The organism is Curtobacterium sp. MCBD17_040 (genome assembly GCF_003234805.2).
In the GTDB taxonomy this organism is placed as follows: Bacteria; Actinomycetota; Actinomycetes; order Actinomycetales; family Microbacteriaceae; genus Curtobacterium.
This window is the reverse complement of record NZ_CP126273.1, coordinates 2482641-2499208: the sequence shown is the minus strand read 5'-3', so window position 1 is coordinate 2499208 and position 16568 is coordinate 2482641. Positions and strand designations below refer to the sequence as shown.

General features: G+C 72.2%; 11 protein-coding genes and 1 tRNA gene. 9 read left to right on the top strand and 3 right to left on the bottom strand.

The genetic code is table 11. The features are described 5' to 3' along the window. Positions 1 to 36 precede the first annotated feature (36 nt). A tRNA-Leu gene (locus DEI94_RS11700) sits at positions 37 to 117 on the bottom strand. A gap of 49 nt (positions 118 to 166) precedes the next feature. Then, the gene (locus DEI94_RS11695) at positions 167 to 1450 is read right to left on the bottom strand and encodes an MFS transporter (RefSeq protein ID WP_111027711.1); all 1284 of its coding nucleotides are present in this window, start codon (positions 1448 to 1450) and stop codon (positions 167 to 169) included. A gap of 39 nt (positions 1451 to 1489) precedes the next feature. Here DEI94_RS11695 and mnmA point away from each other — a divergent pair, with 39 nt between their 5' ends. The 9 genes from mnmA (at position 1490) to DEI94_RS11650 (ending at position 15294) form a co-directional block, all read left to right on the top strand. Then, positions 1490 to 2611 (top strand): tRNA 2-thiouridine(34) synthase MnmA, encoded by a 1122-nt coding sequence (gene mnmA / locus DEI94_RS11690; RefSeq protein WP_111027710.1) that lies wholly within the window; start codon positions 1490 to 1492, stop codon positions 2609 to 2611. Positions 2612 to 3459: 848 nt separating this feature from the next. Then, a complete protein-coding gene (gene ligA, locus DEI94_RS11685) occupies positions 3460 to 5955 on the top strand; it encodes an NAD-dependent DNA ligase LigA (RefSeq protein ID WP_111027709.1) in 2496 nt (831 codons plus the stop codon). A 210-nt stretch (positions 5956 to 6165) separates the two neighbouring features. Next, positions 6166 to 7566, top strand: coding sequence for an alpha/beta hydrolase (locus DEI94_RS11680; RefSeq protein WP_146249581.1), 1401 nt, complete (start codon positions 6166 to 6168; stop codon positions 7564 to 7566). Positions 7567 to 7646: 80 nt separating this feature from the next. Next, on the top strand, positions 7647 to 9836 hold the full coding sequence (locus DEI94_RS11675) for a transglycosylase domain-containing protein (RefSeq protein ID WP_111027707.1): 2190 nt from the start codon (positions 7647 to 7649) through the stop codon (positions 9834 to 9836). Positions 9837 to 9908: 72 nt separating this feature from the next. Then, positions 9909 to 10208, top strand: a complete 300-nt coding sequence (gene gatC / locus DEI94_RS11670; protein WP_111011576.1) for an Asp-tRNA(Asn)/Glu-tRNA(Gln) amidotransferase subunit GatC — start codon at positions 9909 to 9911, stop codon at positions 10206 to 10208. A 17-nt stretch (positions 10209 to 10225) separates the two neighbouring features. Further along, entirely contained in the window at positions 10226 to 11749 is a 1524-nt protein-coding gene (gene gatA / locus DEI94_RS11665) for an Asp-tRNA(Asn)/Glu-tRNA(Gln) amidotransferase subunit GatA (RefSeq protein WP_111027715.1), read from the top strand. Then, positions 11749 to 13248 (top strand): Asp-tRNA(Asn)/Glu-tRNA(Gln) amidotransferase subunit GatB, encoded by a 1500-nt coding sequence (gene gatB, locus DEI94_RS11660; RefSeq protein ID WP_111013616.1) that lies wholly within the window; start codon positions 11749 to 11751, stop codon positions 13246 to 13248. The genes gatA and gatB overlap by 1 nt, the downstream gene beginning before the upstream one ends. 154 nt (positions 13249 to 13402) lie before the next feature. Beyond that, positions 13403 to 14533, top strand: coding sequence for a type III polyketide synthase (locus tag DEI94_RS11655; RefSeq protein WP_111011574.1), 1131 nt, complete (start codon positions 13403 to 13405; stop codon positions 14531 to 14533). Beyond that, positions 14530 to 15294 (top strand): methyltransferase domain-containing protein, encoded by a 765-nt coding sequence (locus tag DEI94_RS11650; RefSeq protein ID WP_258370182.1) that lies wholly within the window; start codon positions 14530 to 14532, stop codon positions 15292 to 15294. Before DEI94_RS11655 ends, DEI94_RS11650 begins: the two co-directional genes overlap by 4 nt. Before the next feature lie 172 nt (positions 15295 to 15466). On the opposite strand, the gene DEI94_RS11645 is transcribed toward DEI94_RS11650, so the two are convergent. Next, on the bottom strand, positions 15467 to 16516 hold the full coding sequence (locus DEI94_RS11645; protein WP_111011573.1) for a zinc-binding dehydrogenase: 1050 nt from the start codon (positions 16514 to 16516) through the stop codon (positions 15467 to 15469). Positions 16517 to 16568: the final 52 nt, after the last annotated feature.

Sequence of the window (16568 nt, the reverse complement as noted above, 5' to 3'; positions counted from 1 at the left end):
TGAGCCGGTCCACACGTCTGCTTAGTGCCGGCTCCGTGCGGGAGAAGGGACTCGAACCCTCACGCCTAGGGCACAGGAACCTAAATCCTGCGTGTCTGCCAGTTTCACCACTCCCGCCGGCACGGTCAGTGTAGCCAGCGGGTGCGGACAGGACCCGCGGTGCCGGTCAGCGCAGCGGGCGCGGGAGGTACCGCGGCACGTACCGGAGCAGCACGCCGACGCCGACGATCCCGAGCACCCCCATCACGCCGCTCGCGACGGCGATGGAGGCGACCGCCGTGACGCCCGAGATGACGAGGGGTGCTGCCGCGCTTCCGAAGTCGCCCGTGAACCGCCACGCACCGAGGAACGGCGCGGGCGCCGTGCGCGGCGCGAGGTCGGCGCCGAGGGTCATGAGGATGCCCGATCCGACGCCGTTCGCGAGCGACATCAGCATCGCGACCCCGACGAACCAGACCACCCGGGTGTCGAGGTGGTCGCTCCACGCCAGGAGGAAGTAGCACAGGCTCAGGCCCCCGAGGCACGGCAGCGCGCTCGCGAGCCGGCCGAACCGGTCCATGATCTGACCACTCGTGTAGAACAGCGCGAAGTCGATCGCGCCGGCGATCCCGATCACGAGCGCGGCGGTCGAGTCGTCCATGCCGACGCTCACCGCCCACAGCGGCAGGATCACCTGACGCCCCGCCCGCATCGCGCCGATGAGGCCCGCGCCGCTGCCCAACCGCAGGAGCACCGCGCGGTGTCGGCGGATCGTGCCGAACAGGCCCTCGGCGCCCTCTCGGGCGGCCTCACCGCCCGGGTCCGCGGACGCGGCAGCGGGACGTGCGGGCGACGGCCGGGAGGCCCGGGGCCGGATCCGGAGGCCGCGTGCGCCGTCGACCGGGTCGCGTACGACGAGGAGGACCCCGGCGGCCCCCAGACAGCAGACGACGTGGATCCAGAACGCGCTCTGCGTCGAGCCGGTCACGTGCGTCAGGCCCGCGGACAGGAACGGACCGACGAAGTACCCGAAGCGGAACACGCCGCCGAGGGTCGAGAGCGCCCGGGCCCGGATCGCGATCGGCACCGAGGTCGTCATGTACGCGTGCCGCGCGAGGGCGAACACCGCCGTGGAGACCCCGACCAGGAACACCCCGACCGCGAGCACGACCGCGTTCGGGGACCACACCGCGACGAGGAGGCCGACGATGCTCACGAGCGCCGCGCCGATCATGGCGGTGCGCTCGCCGATCGCCGCCACGACCCAGCCGCTCGGCACGTCGCCGATGAGCTCGCCCACCAGGATGAGCGACGCGACGAACCCCGCGAACGCGAGCGTCGCCCCGAGCGAGTGCGCCGCGATCGGGATGATCGGGATGATCGCGCCCTCGCCGATGGCGAAGAGCGTCGCGGGCAGGAACGCGGACAACGCGACGGCGCGGAGGTCGAAGGTGGCGTCGCGCGAGCTCATGGCCCCTCCACGGTACGCCCGACGACGTACGCTTGAGGGATGAGGGTGCTGGCAGCGATGAGTGGTGGCGTCGACTCGGCCGTGGCCGCGGCCCGGGCCGTCGACGCCGGACACGACGTCGTCGGGGTCCACCTCGCGCTGAGTCGCATGCCGGGGACGCTCCGGACGGGCAGCCGTGGCTGCTGCACGATCGAGGACTCGATGGACGCCCAGCGCGCGGCAGCCGCGATCGGGATCCCGTACTACGTGTGGGACTTCTCCGAGCGGTTCGCCGAGGACGTCGTCGACGACTTCGTCGCCGAGTACTCCGCCGGACGCACTCCGAACCCGTGCATGCGGTGCAACGAGCGGATCAAGTTCGCGGCGCTGCTCGAGAAGGCCCTGGCGCTCGGGTTCGACGCCGTCGCCACCGGGCACTACGCCTCGATCGTCACGGGTGCCGACGGTTCCCGCGAACTCCACCGTGCCGCGGCCTGGGCGAAGGACCAGTCCTACGTGCTCGGGGTCCTGACGGCGGAGCAGCTCGCGCACGCGATGTTCCCGCTCGGCGCGACGCCGTCGAAGGCCGAGGTCCGGGCCGAGGCCGCAGCACGTGGCCTGACCGTCGCCCAGAAGCCCGACAGCCACGACATCTGCTTCATCCCGGACGGGGACACCCGTGGGTGGCTCGCGGACCGCGTCGGCACGGCGACCGGCGACATCGTCGAGCGCGACGGCACCGTGGTCGGCTCGCACGAGGGCGCCCACCCGTACACGGTCGGGCAGCGGCGGGGGCTCGCCATCGGTCACCCCGCACCGGACGGGCGGCCGCGGTTCGTGCTCGAGGTGCGGCCGAAGGACAACACCGTCGTGGTCGGGCCGAAGGAGGCCCTGGCGATCGCGGAGCTCGCGGGTGCGCGCTTCACGTGGGCCGGTGCGGCACCGGCCGACCCGACCCTCCCGTTCGACTGCGAGGTCCAGATCCGCGCCCACGCCGACCCCGTGCCGGCGGTGGCTCGGGTCGCCGCCACGCCGACCGGTGGGACGGAACTCGTCGTCACACCGGCGGAGCCGATCGTCGGCGTCGCCCCCGGGCAGACCGCCGTCGTGTACGTCGGCACGCGCGTCCTCGGGCAGTGCACGATCGACCGCACGGTCTCGGCGGTGCCTGCGGTCCGCTGAGGCGGCGCGTCGGGGGCGTGGTCCGGCGCTGGCCGCGGGGCCGTCAGCGCGCGGAGCGCGCGGCCGTACCCGGCCGGCAGTCGGCGCGGGCCGTCCGGCCGCCGGGGCCGCTGCGTTGGGAATTCAGGATCGTTGGTCGTGGGGCGGCGTCGGGTGGGTCCTCCCGGCGGGATCGTCCTGCGTTGTTGTCGACGGGGCTGACGAGCGGGGCAGCTGCTGCGGCCGGGAGGCCCGGTGCGGCACCGGCGGGCCGGCGCAGCCCGGCTTGTTCAGCCCTGTTGGCAATTCAGGAACGAGGTTGTGTGGCGGGGCCGCGTGAGCCCTCCTGGCCGGCTTGTCCTGAGTTGTCGACGGGGCTGACGAGCGGGGCAGCCGCAGCGGCCGGGAGGCCCGGTGCGGCACCGGCGGGCGGGCGGCGGTCTGGCGCGGTCGGGGTCGGGCTCGGGGCCGGGTGGACCGTCGGCCCTGTTCCGTTGGCAACTCAGGAATGTCAGCTGTGTGGCGTGGTCGAGTGGGGCCTCCCGGCTGGGTCGTCCTGAGTTGTGGACGGGGCGGACGCGCGGGCTGACGCGCGGGCCGTCGCGCGGCTGGGAGGCCGGTGGGACCGGGTGACGGGGCGGAAGGGGTGCGGTCGCGGCGGACAACTCAGGAGGGTCGGTTGCGTGGCGGGGTGCGGGGGGCCTCCCGGCTGGATCGTCCTGCGTTGTCGACGGGGTCGGCGGCGTGGAGGGGCCGACGGATGGAGGGGTGACGAGCGCGGCAGGCGTCGCAGCCCGGGGACTCGACGCCGCCCGGAGGGAGGCCCCGCCGGGCGTCCCCGCGTCGGTGGCGACCGGTAGAACTGGACCATGAGCACCGAGCCCGCGGACGCCGCACCCGCCGTCGAGGAGACGTTCGAGACCATCGACGTCGGGGACCTCGACGGCCATCAGGCGCGTGAGGAGACCGACCGCCTCCGGACCCGGATCGCGGAGCTCCGGGACGCGTACTACGAGCAGAACGCCTCGACCGTCACGGACGCCGAGTACGACGCGATGGTCCGGCGTCTCGACGCGATCGAACAGCGGTTCCCCGAACTCCTGACGGCGGACAGCCCCACCCAGACGGTCGGCGGCCGGGCTGAGACGACGCAGTTCGCGCCCGTCGAGCACGCCGAGCGCATGCTGAGCCTCGACAACGTCTTCAGCCCGGAGGAACTGACCGAGTGGGCCGTCAAGGTGGAGCGTGACGCCGGTGCCGAGCGGGTCCGGTTCCTCACCGAGCTGAAGATCGACGGGCTCGCGATCAACCTCCGGTACGAACACGGCCGACTCGTCACGGCGGCGACCCGGGGCGACGGCGTGGTGGGCGAGGACGTCACCGGCAACGTCCTGACGATGGGCACCATCCCCAAGCGCCTCGCGGGGTCCGGACATCCACCGATTGTGGAGGTCCGAGGCGAGATCTTCTTCCCCGTCGCCGAGTTCGACGAGCTCAACGCGCGGCAGCGCGAGGCCGGCGAGCGCGTGTTCGCCAACCCGCGGAACGCAGCGGCCGGTTCGCTCCGTCAGAAGGAAGAGGGCAAGTCCCCGGCGAAGCGGGCGCTCATGGTCGACCGCCTCCGGCGGCTGCGGATGCTCGTGCACGGGATCGGCGCCTGGCCGGTCCGGGAGCTCGAGCGCGACACCGAAGTGCGGGCGCAGTCCGAGGTCTACGACCTGCTCCGCGGCTGGGGGCTGCCGACGAGCAGCCACTACCGCGTGTTCGACACGATCGACGAGGTCATCGGGTTCGTGCGGGACTACGGGGAGCGCCGCGCGAGCGTCGAGCACCAGATCGACGGCATCGTCGTCAAGGTCGACGACCTCGCGCTGCACGAGGAGCTCGGGGCGACCTCGCGCGCGCCCCGGTGGGCGACCGCCTACAAGTACCCGCCGGAAGAGGTCCACACGAAGCTGCTCGACATCGTCGTGAGTGTCGGACGCACCGGCCGTGCCACGCCGTTCGCCGCGATGGCGCCGGCCGAGGTCGCCGGGTCGGTGGTCCGGCAGGCGACGCTGCACAACCAGCAGGTGGTGAAGGCGAAGGGCGTCCTCATCGGGGACACCGTCGTGCTGCGGAAGGCCGGCGACGTCATCCCCGAGGTCCTCGGGCCCGTCGTCGAGCTCCGCGACGGCTCCGAACGCGAGTTCGTCATGCCGACGCGGTGCCCGGAGTGCGGCACGGAGCTCCGGCCGGCGAAGGAGGGCGACATCGACCTCCGTTGCCCGAACGCGCGGAGCTGCCCGGCGCAGGTCCGCGGTCGTGTGGAGCACATCGCATCGCGGGGTTCGCTCGACATCGAGGGGCTCGGCGAAGTCGCGGCGGCGGCGCTGACGCAGCCCCTGTTCCCCGAGACACCGCCGTTGGTGACCGAAGCGGGGCTGTTCGACCTGACGATGGAGGACATCGTCCCGATCGAGGTCATCGTGCGCGACGCCGAAACGGGCATGGTGCGACTCGAGGACGACACCGATGCCACCGGCCAGGCCGTGCCGAAGCGAGTGACGCCCTTCAGTCGCGCGCGCAAGAAGACCGATCCGCCGTTCGACCCGGAGGCTCGCGGAGCGGACTACCGGGGAGAGCCGGGGCGGTACCCGTCGAAGAACGCGTTCGAGATGCTGCGGAACATCGACGCGGCGAAGACGAAGCCGCTCTGGCGCATCCTCGTGGGGCTGAGCATCCGCCACGTGGGTCCGGTCGCGGCCCGAGCGCTCGCGTCACACTTCGGGTCCCTCGACGCCATCCGGTCGGCGTCGCGCGACGAGCTCGCGGCCGTGGACGGCGTCGGCGGGATCATCGCGGACGCGCTCCTCGAGTGGTTCGAGGTCGACTGGCACCGCGAGATCATCGAGCGCTGGACGGCGGCCGGCGTGCAGTTCACGACGCCCGACCACCCGGGCCCCGGCGGCGCGGCGGTGGAGGGCGGCGTGCTGTCCGGCATCACGGTGGTCGCGACGGGCTCGCTCGAGGGGTTCACGCGCGAGGGCGCCCAGGAGGCGATCATCGCCGCGGGCGGCAAGGCGGCGTCGAGCGTGAGCAAGAAGACCGACTTCGTGGCTGCTGGGCCCGGCGCCGGCTCGAAGCTGACGAAGGCGGAACAGCTCGGACTGCGGATCATCGACGCGGCCCAGTTCGCGGTGCTCGTGCGTGAGGGCCCCGCGGCGCTGGAGCCGGACGAGCGCTCTGTGGACGGCGACCAAGACGACGTCACGGCAGGCGACCCGGAGGACATCGCGGCGGCCGACATCGCTCCGGCGACGGAGGAGAGCGCTCCGGCGACGGAGGAGAGCGCTCCGGCGACGGAGGCGACCCCGAGCGAGTGACGCAGCATCGGCGAAACCGGTTCGGCGACGCCTGATCATCCGGACGCGTGATCGTCCGGAGCGAGAGCGACACACGTCGCCCGGACCGGACGACGAGGACGTCCGTAGGATGGTGCGTGCATCACCCGTCGTCGACAGGGCGGCGACGGGCAGGCCTTCCCAGGGGAGACCGCTCTGCTGTTCCTCGTCGCAGCACTGCTCACCGCCTCGGTGCACTCACTCGGAGTGATCGAGGCCACGCCGCTGCCCGCGGCCGCGTCGAGCCCAGCTGCGGAGGTGGTCGTCGCGACGGCCCCGCGGGAGGCGGCGGCGCCGGACGCGACGGGCGTGCACCGGGCCTCCCGGGCGGAGCGGCTCGACGACCTGCACGGCCGTGCGCTGCTGACGGGACTGTCGTCGGCGTCGGACGCGACGCTGCGGCACGCCGCCCGCCTGGCGGGGCCGGTCATGCGAACGGTGCTCGACGCCCCGCCGGACGCCGGCGACGTCGCGCGGTGGTGGTCCGGACTCGGCCGGGAGGCCCGACACCGGTTGGTCACGTCCGCCCCGCAGGCGGTGGGGAACCTCGAGGGCGTCCCGTACCCGGTGCGTGACCGGGCGAACCGGCGGGTGCTGGGGGAGGACCTCCGGAGCGCGCGTGCCCCGGACTCCGGGTCGGCGTCCCGCCTCCGGATGCTCGAGCAGGTGCGGACCGCGCTCGTACGGGGGCCGGAGGACCCGCCGAAGCAGCTCCTGACCCTCGATCCTCGGGGGTCCGGGCGGGCGGCGATCGCGATGGGCGACCTCACGACCGCTTCGGACGTGACGGTGATGGTGCCCGGGATGTTCTTCACCGTCTCCGGGCAGTTCACCGACTGGACCGCGACGGGCGCGGACCTGTACCGCGAGCAGGCGACCCTGACACCCCTCGCTCGTGGTGGCCGGGGCGGTGTGGCGGTCGTCGCGTGGCTCGGCTACCGCACGCCGGACCTGACGAACGTGTTGTCGGTGGGACTGGCCCGGGCCGGGGCCGTGCGTCTCGAGCGGGTGGTGGAGGGCATCGACGCGACCAGGACGGCGGATCCGGTGCGGGTGTCCGTCGTCGCGCACTCGTACGGGTCGACGACCGCCCTGCTGGCCTTGTCGTCGGGGCGCATCCACGTCGACAGCCTGACCGTGCTCGGGTCGCCGGGCAGCGCGGTCACCCGCGCGTCCGAGCTGGCCGTGCCGGCGGGGCAGGTGTTCGTCGGCGCCGCACACTGGGATCCGGTGGCGGGAACCGGGTACTTCGGCACCGATCCGGCGGCCCCCGGGTTCGGGTCGACCGTGCTCGACCTGCGCGGCGGGGTCGATCACCGTGAGGACGAGGAGGTGTTCCGGCGCCCGTACGGCCACAACGAGTACCTCGTGCCCGGGACGGCATCCATCCACGACGTCGCGCTCATCGCGGTCGGCCGCTCCGACCTCGTCACGGGCACGGACCCGTCGGGGCGGACCGTGCTGACCGCGGAAGGTGCGGTCGCTGGCACCGCTGCGGACGGCAGCGGGAGCGGCGGTGGTGGTGGTGGTGGCGGGCCGGAGTCCCCCGACCTGCTGCTCGTGCGTCCGCAGGACGTCCAGCTGCGCGATTGACCCGCTGGGCCTGAGCATCCACGCAGATTCGGGGCGAGTCGCAGCGGCCCGGGTACAGCGGTAGTCCGTACCGTCATCACATGCGTGTCGTGCGGTGGCCTGGAGCGTTCCTCCTCTTCGTCGTCATGGCGGTCGTGGCGGGCGTCCTCGTCGCCGTCGCGGTCACGCCGGGCGTCGCGCTCGCCGGGCAGGGGGTGTCGTCCGCCGCTGAGTTCTTCGAGGACCTGCCGAGCTACCTCGACATCTCGACGCCGCAGCAGGTCTCGACGATCTACGCCAAGAAGGGCGGCCAGGACGTCGCGATCGCGTCGTTCTTCGCGGAGAACCGCGTGATCGTCAAGGACTCGGCGATCGCCACCACGGTGAAGCAGGCCGCGATCGACACCGAAGACCCGCGGTTCGCCACCGAGGGCGGGATCGACGTCGTCGGCACGCTCCGCGGTGCGGCGTCGACCGCCCTCGGCAAGGACGTCCAGGGCGGGTCGTCGATCACCCAGCAGTACGTCAAGAACGTCCTCGTCCAGCAGTGCGAGCAGCTCGGGACGCAGTCGAAGATCGACTCCTGCTACCAGCACGTCACCGAGGTGTCCCCGCAGCGGAAGCTGCAGGAGATGCGGTACGCGATCGCCGTGAACAAGAAGTACTCGAAGTCACAGATCCTCACCGGGTACCTCAACATCGTCGGGCTCGGCGGTCGTGTGTACGGCGTGGAGGCCGGTGCCGAGTACTACTTCGGGGTCACGGCCGCGCAGTTGAACCTGGAGCAGTCGGCGACGCTCGTCGCGATCCTCAACAACCCGGCGAACCTCCGGATCGACGAACCGGCCGACACGGACAACGGCTCGGCGAACGGGTACGCGCTCACCAAGGCGCGCCGCGACTACGTGCTCAAGCGCATGTACGTGCACCACGACATCACGAAGCAGCAGCGCGACGCGGCGATCGCGGCCCCGATCACGCCGAAGATCACCGCGACGACGAACGGGTGCGCCGCAGCGGTGCAGTACGACGCCGGGTACTTCTGCGACTACGTGCGGAACGTCGTGCTCCACGACAGCGCCTTCGGCACCACCGAGGCCGACCGGATCACCACCCTCGACACCAAGGGCCTGAAGATCTACACGTCGCTCGACCTGGATCTGCAGGCGACGGCGCAGTCCGCGCTCTCGACCTACGTGCCGTCGACGATGACCTACGTCCACATCGGTGGTTCGAACGTCACCATCCAGCCCGGGACCGGTCGCGTGCTGTCGATGGTGCAGAACACGAGCTTCAACCAGTCGGATGCGGCGCCTCCGGGCTCGACCTCGGTGAACTACAGCACCGACCAGGCGTACGGCGGTTCCACCGGGTTCCAGACGGGCTCCACGTTCAAGGTGTTCACGCTCGCCGAGTGGCTCGCGTCCGGGCACACCTTGAACCAGTACGTGAACACGACGGAGCACACCTACCCGACCGCGGAGTTCACGAACACGTGCGAGAACATCGCGGGTGCCCCCTGGCCCGTCGCGAACGCCGAGGCGGTCCCGGCGTCGATGAGCGTCATGCTCGCGACGGCGGAGTCGATCAACACCGCGTTCGCCGCGATGGGCAAGCAGCTCGACCTGTGCCAGATCGCGAAGCTCGCCGAGGCGATGGGCATCCACAAGGCGAACGGTGCGAGCGGACTGTTCGAGGGGCCGTCGATGATCCTCGGCGTCAACGAGCTCTCGCCGCTCACCCTGGCGAGCGCCTACGCCGGGTTCGCGAACGGCGGGGTGTTCTGCACGCCGGTCGCGATCGACAAGGTGACGCAGGCGAACGGCAAGTCGATCGCGCCGACCCCGACGACGTGCACCCGCGGTGTCTCCGCGCAGGTCGCCGCCACGGTCGACTACGCGTTGCAGGGCGTCCTGCAGGGCAGCGGCACCGCGGCCTCGGCGAACCCCGGCGACAGCACCCCGAAGTTCGCCAAGACCGGCACGACCGACGCCGACGTGCAGAACTGGCTCGTCACCTCGACGACGAAGTACACGAACGCGACCTGGATCGGCAACGTGAAGGGGGCGGTCGGGCTCGCGAACGTCCCGATGCTCGCAGGGACCACCGGCTACAGCGCCAAGTTCGGCGTCGGTCGGACCATGATGACGACGCTCGACCAGAAGTACGGCGGCGATGCCCTGCCGACGCCCGACCCCACGATGGTCGGGTCGACCTCCCCGAAGTCGACCGCCCGGTCCGGCTCGTCCTCCACCACGGCGACGATCCCGGCCCCGTCCACCGGCAAGTGACCCGGCGGCCCGGTTGGCGGACGCCGCCGCTCTAGACTGGTCGGCATCCCACGAACCGATCGACGGAGCACCATGCCTGACATCACGAGCGAGCAGGTCGCGCATCTGGCGCACCTCGCCCGCATCGCACTCACGCCGGACGAGATCAGCCGCCTGACCGGGGAGCTCTCGCAGATCGTCGAGAGCGTCGCCAAGGTGAGCGAGGTCGCAACGCCCGACGTGCCCTCGACCAGTCACCCGATCCCGCTGCAGAACGTGTTCCGACCGGACGAGGTCGGCCAGACGCTGACGCAGGAGCAGGCCCTCGCGGGTGCGCCGGACTCTGACGGCTCCCGGTTCCGGGTCACCGCGATCCTGGGAGAGGAACAGTGAGCGCCGAGATCACCGGGATGACCGCGGCGGCGCTCGCCGACGCGCTCGTCTCCCGCGACCTGTCGAGCGTCGAGGTCACCCAGGCCCACCTGGACCGCATCGCCGCCGTCGACACCGACGTGCACGCGTTCCTCCACGTCAACGAGTCCGCGCTCGCCGTGGCCCAGGCCGTGGACGCTCGACGCGCCGCGGGTGACGTCCTCGGCCCGCTCGCCGGGGTGCCCATCGCCATCAAGGACGTCCTCTGCACGCAGGACATGCCCACGACCTCCGGCTCGCGGATCCTCGAAGGCTGGGTGCCGCCGTACGACGCCACGGTCGTCGCCCGGCTCCGCCAGGCGGGCATGGTCCCGCTCGGCAAGACCAACATGGACGAGTTCGCCATGGGATCGTCGACCGAGTTCTCGGCGTACGGTCCCACGCGCAACCCGTGGGACCTCGACCGCATCCCGGGAGGCTCGGGGGGCGGCTCCGCAGCGGCCGTCGCCGCGTACGAGGCACCGGTCGCGCTCGGCAGCGACACGGGTGGATCGATCCGCCAGCCGGGTGCGGTGACCGGAACGGTCGGTGTCAAGCCGACGTACGGCGGCGTGAGCCGCTACGGTGCGATCGCGCTCGCGTCCTCACTGGACCAGGTGGGGCCCGTGTCACGGACGGTGCTCGACGCCGCGCTCGTGCACGACGTCATCGGCGGACACGACCCGCGCGACTCGACGTCCCTCACCGACGCCTGGCCGTCCTTCGCGGACGCCGCTCGCTCCGGTCTCCAGGACGGCACCCTGGCCGGGGTCCGTATCGGCGTCGTGAAGGAGCTCGGTGGCGACGGCTTCCAGGCCGGCGTCACGCAGCGCTTCACCGAGACCGTCGCCCTGCTCGAGTCGGCCGGGGCCACGGTGGTCGAGATCGACGCGCCGAGCTTCGCGTACGCGATCAGCGCGTACTACCTGATCCTCCCGGCCGAGGCCTCGTCGAACCTCGCCAAGTTCGACTCGGTCCGGTTCGGCATGCGCGTCACGCCCGCGGCCGGTGGCACGGTCGAGGACGTCATGGCGGCGACGCGCGAGGCCGGCTTCGGTCCGGAGGTCAAGCGCCGCATCATCCTCGGCACGTACGCCCTGAGCGCCGGCTACTACGACGCGTACTACGGCAGCGCGCAGAAGGTCCGCACGCTCGTGCAGCGTGACTTCGACCGCGCCTTCGAACAGGTCGACCTGCTCGTCAGCCCCAGTGCGCCCACCACGGCGTTCCCCCTCGGCGAGAAGATCGACGACCCGCTCGCGATGTACCTCAACGACCTCACGACGATCCCCGCGAACCTCGCCGGGATCCCGGGCATGAGCATCCCCATGGGGTTGGCACCCGAGGACGGCCTGCCCACGGGCGTGCAGCTCATGGCACCCGCGCGTCAGGACGCCCGCCTCTACCGGTACGGCGCGGCGCTCGAGCGTCTGCTCGAGGACTCGTGGGGGCGCACCCTCATCTCGCAGGTCCCCGACCTCGACGAGACTCAGCAGTCGGCAGCGGAAGAAGGCGTGATCTGATGGCCAAGGACGCACTCATGGACTTCGACGAGGCGATCGAGCGCTTCGAGCCCGTGCTCGGGTTCGAGGTCCACGTCGAGCTCGCGACGAAGACCAAGATGTTCTCCGACGCGCCGAACTTCTTCGGCGGCGAGCCGAACACCAACATCACGCCGGTCGACCTCGGGCTGCCCGGGTCGCTCCCGGTCGTGAACGAGCAGGCGATCCGCTACTCGATCAGCCTCGGTCTGGCGCTCGGCTGCTCGATCGCCGAGTCCTCGCGCTTCGCCCGGAAGAACTACTTCTACCCGGACCTGGCGAAGAACTACCAGATCTCCCAGTACGACGAGCCCATCGCGTTCGACGGGTCGGTCGAGGTCGAGCTCGCCGACGGCACCATGTTCACGGTGCCGATCGAGCGTGCCCACATGGAAGAGGACGCCGGCAAGCTGACGCACGTCGGTGGGGCCACGGGCCGCATCCAGGGCGCCGAGTACTCCCTGGTCGACTACAACCGAGCGGGCGTGCCGCTCGTCGAGATCGTCACGCGTCCCATCTTCGGGGCGGAGCACCGCGCGCCCGAGCTCGGTGCCGCCTACGTGCAGACCATCCGCGACGTCGTCCGGGCGCTCGGGGTGTCCGAGGCGCGGATGGAGCGCGGGAACCTGCGGTGCGACGCGAACGTGTCGCTGCGCCCTCGCGGGCAGGAGCGCCTGGGGACGCGCACCGAGACGAAGAACGTCAACTCGTTCCGCGCGGTCGAGCGTGCGGTGCGTTACGAGATCCAGCGGCAGGCCGCGATCCTCGCCAACGGCGGGACGATCACGCAAGAGACCCGCCACTGGCACGAGGACACCGGCCGTACCTCGGCGGGGCGTCCGAAGTCCGACGCTGACGACTACCGCTACTTCCCCGAGCCCGATCTGCTGCCCGTGGTGCCCGCGCCCGAGCTCATCGAGGAACTCCGCGCGGCCCTTCCGGAAGCCCCGGCGGCGCGCCGTCGTCGTCTCAAGGCCGAATGGGGGTTCGCGGACCTGGAGTTCCAGGACGTCGTGAACGGCGGTCTGCTCGTCGAGGTCGAGGAGACCGTCGCCGCCGGCGCGCAACCGCAGTCCGCCCGGAAGTGGTGGACGGGCGAGATCAGCCGCATCGCCAACGCCCAGGACGCCGCTCCGGCCGATCTCGTGTCGCCCACACAGGTGGCCGAACTCATCGCGCTCGTCGACACCGGGGACCTCACGGACCGGCTCGCCCGTCAGGTGCTCGAGGGCGTCATCGCCGGCGAGGGGTCGCCGGCCGAGGTCGTCGAGTCCCGCGGCCTGAAGGTCGTGTCGGACGACACCGCGCTCATCGCCGCGATCGACCAGGCGCTCGGTGCCCAGCCGGACGTCCTGGGCAAGATCCGCGACGGCAAGGTGCAGGCCGCCGGTGCGATCATCGGCGCCGTCATGAAGGCGATGAAGGGTCAGGCGGACGCCGCCCGTGTCCGTGAGCTGGTGTTGGAGCGCGCGCAGGCCTGACCTCGCGCTGCCCGGCGGTACGGCCGAGATCGTCGTCCCGCCGCCACGAGGCGTGACCCCGTGGTCGGCCCCGATCCGACGTTCCCGGATCGCATGACGACCACGGGGTGCATCGCGCCTGGGCGGCGCGCGGGGGCCGGTGGCAGGATGAATCGTGCCCGCAATCATCCGCGCCGTCGGTACGGCCGTCCCGCCCACCACCCTCGACCAGCGGGCGGTGCAGGGGCTGTTCGCGGCGCAGCCGGCGTTGAGTCGGCTCGGACAGCGCATCGTCGGGGCTGCGTTCGGTGCCTCGGCGGTCGACCAGCGGCACACCGTGCTCTCCGAACTCCTCCACGAGGGCGCGAGCGACTTCGTCGATGAGCACGGCGTCATCCGCTCACCGTCGACCCGGTTCCGCAACGACCGCTACCGCGAGACCGCGCTCCCGTTGTTCGTCGCCGCTGCCGCCGACGCGCTCTCGAAGGCGGACATCGCGGCCGACCAGGTCACCCACGTCGTCACGGTGTCCTGCACGGGGTTCACGCAGCCGGGCCCGGACCTCGCCGTGGCGACGGAACTCGGCATGCGACCGGGGGTGTTCCGCCACCACATCGGGTTCATGGGCTGCTACGCCGCGTTCCCGGCACTCCGGACCGCGGCGGCGTTCTGCGCCGAGGACCCCGACGCCGTCGTGCTCGTCGTGTGCGCGGAGCTGTGCACCCTGCACATCCGGGCCTCCGACGACCCGGACCAGATCGTCGCCAACAGCGTGTTCGGTGACGGAGCGGCCGCGGCGGTCGTGACACCGGACCTCCCGGACGCGCGGTTCACCGCGGAGCCGGACCCCGACGCGCCCCTGGCCCTGCGGCTCGACGCGTTCGCGTCGTCGGTGATCCCGGAGGGAGCCGGCGACATGGCGTGGAACATCGGCGACGAGGGCTTCGAGATGGTGTTGTCCTCGGCCGTGCCCCACCTCATCGAGCAGCACGTGGCAGAGGCCGTGGCGCCGGTCCTCGCGGCGATCGAGTGTGACGACGCGACGTCGGTACCGCTCTGGGCGGTGCATCCGGGCGGCCGGGCCATCCTCGACCGGGTCGAGGACGAACTGCAGCTGCCCGCGATGGCGATCGACGCCTCCCGTCGCGTGCTGGCCGAGCACGGGAACATGTCGAGCGGCACCGTCTTGTTCGTGCTCGACCGCATCCTGCAGGACGGGGCGGAGCCCGGCAGCCGCGTCGTCGCCCTCGCGTTCGGCCCGGGACTGACGGTGGAGACGGCAGCGCTCGAGGTCGTGCGAGCGTGAACGCGGCGGTCGGGACAGGCCCGGATCTGCAGCACCGGCGGGGCGCGCGCGTCTTCGGCGAGCCCCTGCGTCCGGACCTCAGCGTCCGAGCGACGGACCTCGCCGAGGTCATGGACGACCCCGCGTGCGACCCTCGTGCCCTCGACCGGACCTTCCGGCGCTTCGCGATCGTCAATCCGCTCGTCGGCGGCTGGCGCGGGGTCTGGCGGCGGTTCGTGCGGCCGGTCCTCCCGGTCGAGCGGCCCGCGCGCGTGCTCGACCTCGGATGCGGCGGCGGCGACGTGGCGCGCTCGATCGCGAGGTGGGCGCACGCCTCCGGACATCGCGTCGAGGTCGTCGGCATCGACCCCGACCCCCGGGCGATCCGGGCGGCGGAGCGGACGACCACCGACGGCGTGGTCTTCCGGCGGGCGTCGAGCGAGGACCTCGTCGCGGCGGGGGAGCGGTTCGACGTGGTGGTGTCGAACCACGTCCTGCACCACCTCGACGACGCGGCACGGGCGGCGTTCCTCGCGGACTCGGTGACGCTCGCGACGCGCCGGGTCGTGCACAGCGACATCCGACGCTCGGCGGCGGCCTACCGCGCGTACGCGCTCGGGGTCGTACCGGTGGCCGCCGGGACCTTCGTCCGCGTCGACGGGCTGCGCTCGATCCGTCGGAGCTACACCGCGGGCGAGTTGCGCGGCGTCCTGCCCGAGGGGACGCCGTGGCACGTGGTTGAAGCGGCACCCCATCGCCTGCTCGCCGTGCACGACGCCTGAGCGCGACGAGCGCGACGAGAGCGACGAGCGACGAGCGACGAGCGCGACGAGCGGCGGAACGCGATGAGCGCGACGAGCGGCGGAACGCGATGAGCGCGGCGTCGGCGTCACCGCCGCGTCGCGTGGGCCGGGTGGCTGACCACCGCCCGCGCTCCCGGCCCACGCACCGCCGCTACGGGCGGAGCAGCACCTTGACGGCGCGGCGCTCGTCCATCGCCGCGTAGGCCTCGGCGGCCTCCTCGAGGGGCAGTTCCAGGTCGAACACGCGCCCCGGGTCGACGGCGCGCGAGAGCACGTCGGGCAGCAGCTCCGGCAGGTAGGCGCGCACCGGGGCGACCCCACCGGCGACGGTGATGTTCTTGCCGAACAGGAACGACATCGGGAGCTCCGGGCCACCCGCGGGAACGCCGACGTACCCGACGGCGCCGCCGGGCCGCACCACGCGCAGCGCCTGGTCCATGCTCTCCTTGGTGCCCACGGCCTCCAGGGCGCAGTCGGCGAGCTCGCCGCCGAGCAGGGCGCGGACCTCGTCGATGCCCTCGTCACCGCGGGTGGCGACGATGTCCGTCGCACCGAACTCGCGCGCGATCCGCTGGCGATCCTCGTGGCGGCTCATCGCGATGATGCGGTCGGCGCCGAGCCGGGCGGCCGCGAGCACGGCGCACAGGCCGACCGCGCCGTCGCCGACCACCACGACCGTCTTGCCGGGGCCGACCCCAGCGGAGACCGCGGCGTGGTGCCCGGTCGAGAAGACGTCCGAGAGGGTGAGGAGCGAGGGCACGAGTGCGTCGTCGACGGGGCCGGGGACGACCACGAGGGTCGCCTCCGCGTCGGGGACCCGCACGATCTCGGCCTGGGCGCCACCCATCGGGTGGCCGTAGGGGTCCTGCTTGCCGCCGAACACCGAACCGTGTTCGCAGCTCGACGTGATGCCGTGGCGGCACGCCTGGCAGGTCCCGTCGTTCGTCGTGAACGGCGCGATGACGAAGTCGCCGGGGGCGATGGTCGTGACCGCGTCGCCGACCTCGGTGACGGTGCCCACGAACTCGTGGCCGATCGTGTGCGGCTCGACCGGGCGGACGCCGCGGTACGGCCACAGGTCGGAGCCGCAGACGCAGGCGGCGACGACCCGGACGACGACGTCGCCCGGCTCGATGATGGTGGGGTCGTCGCGGTCCTCGACGCGGATGTCGCGGGCGGCGTGGATGACGGTGGCACGCATGGGGTGGCCTCTCGGGGTGGGGTGGATGCTCCCGGCACCACGACGCACCGCG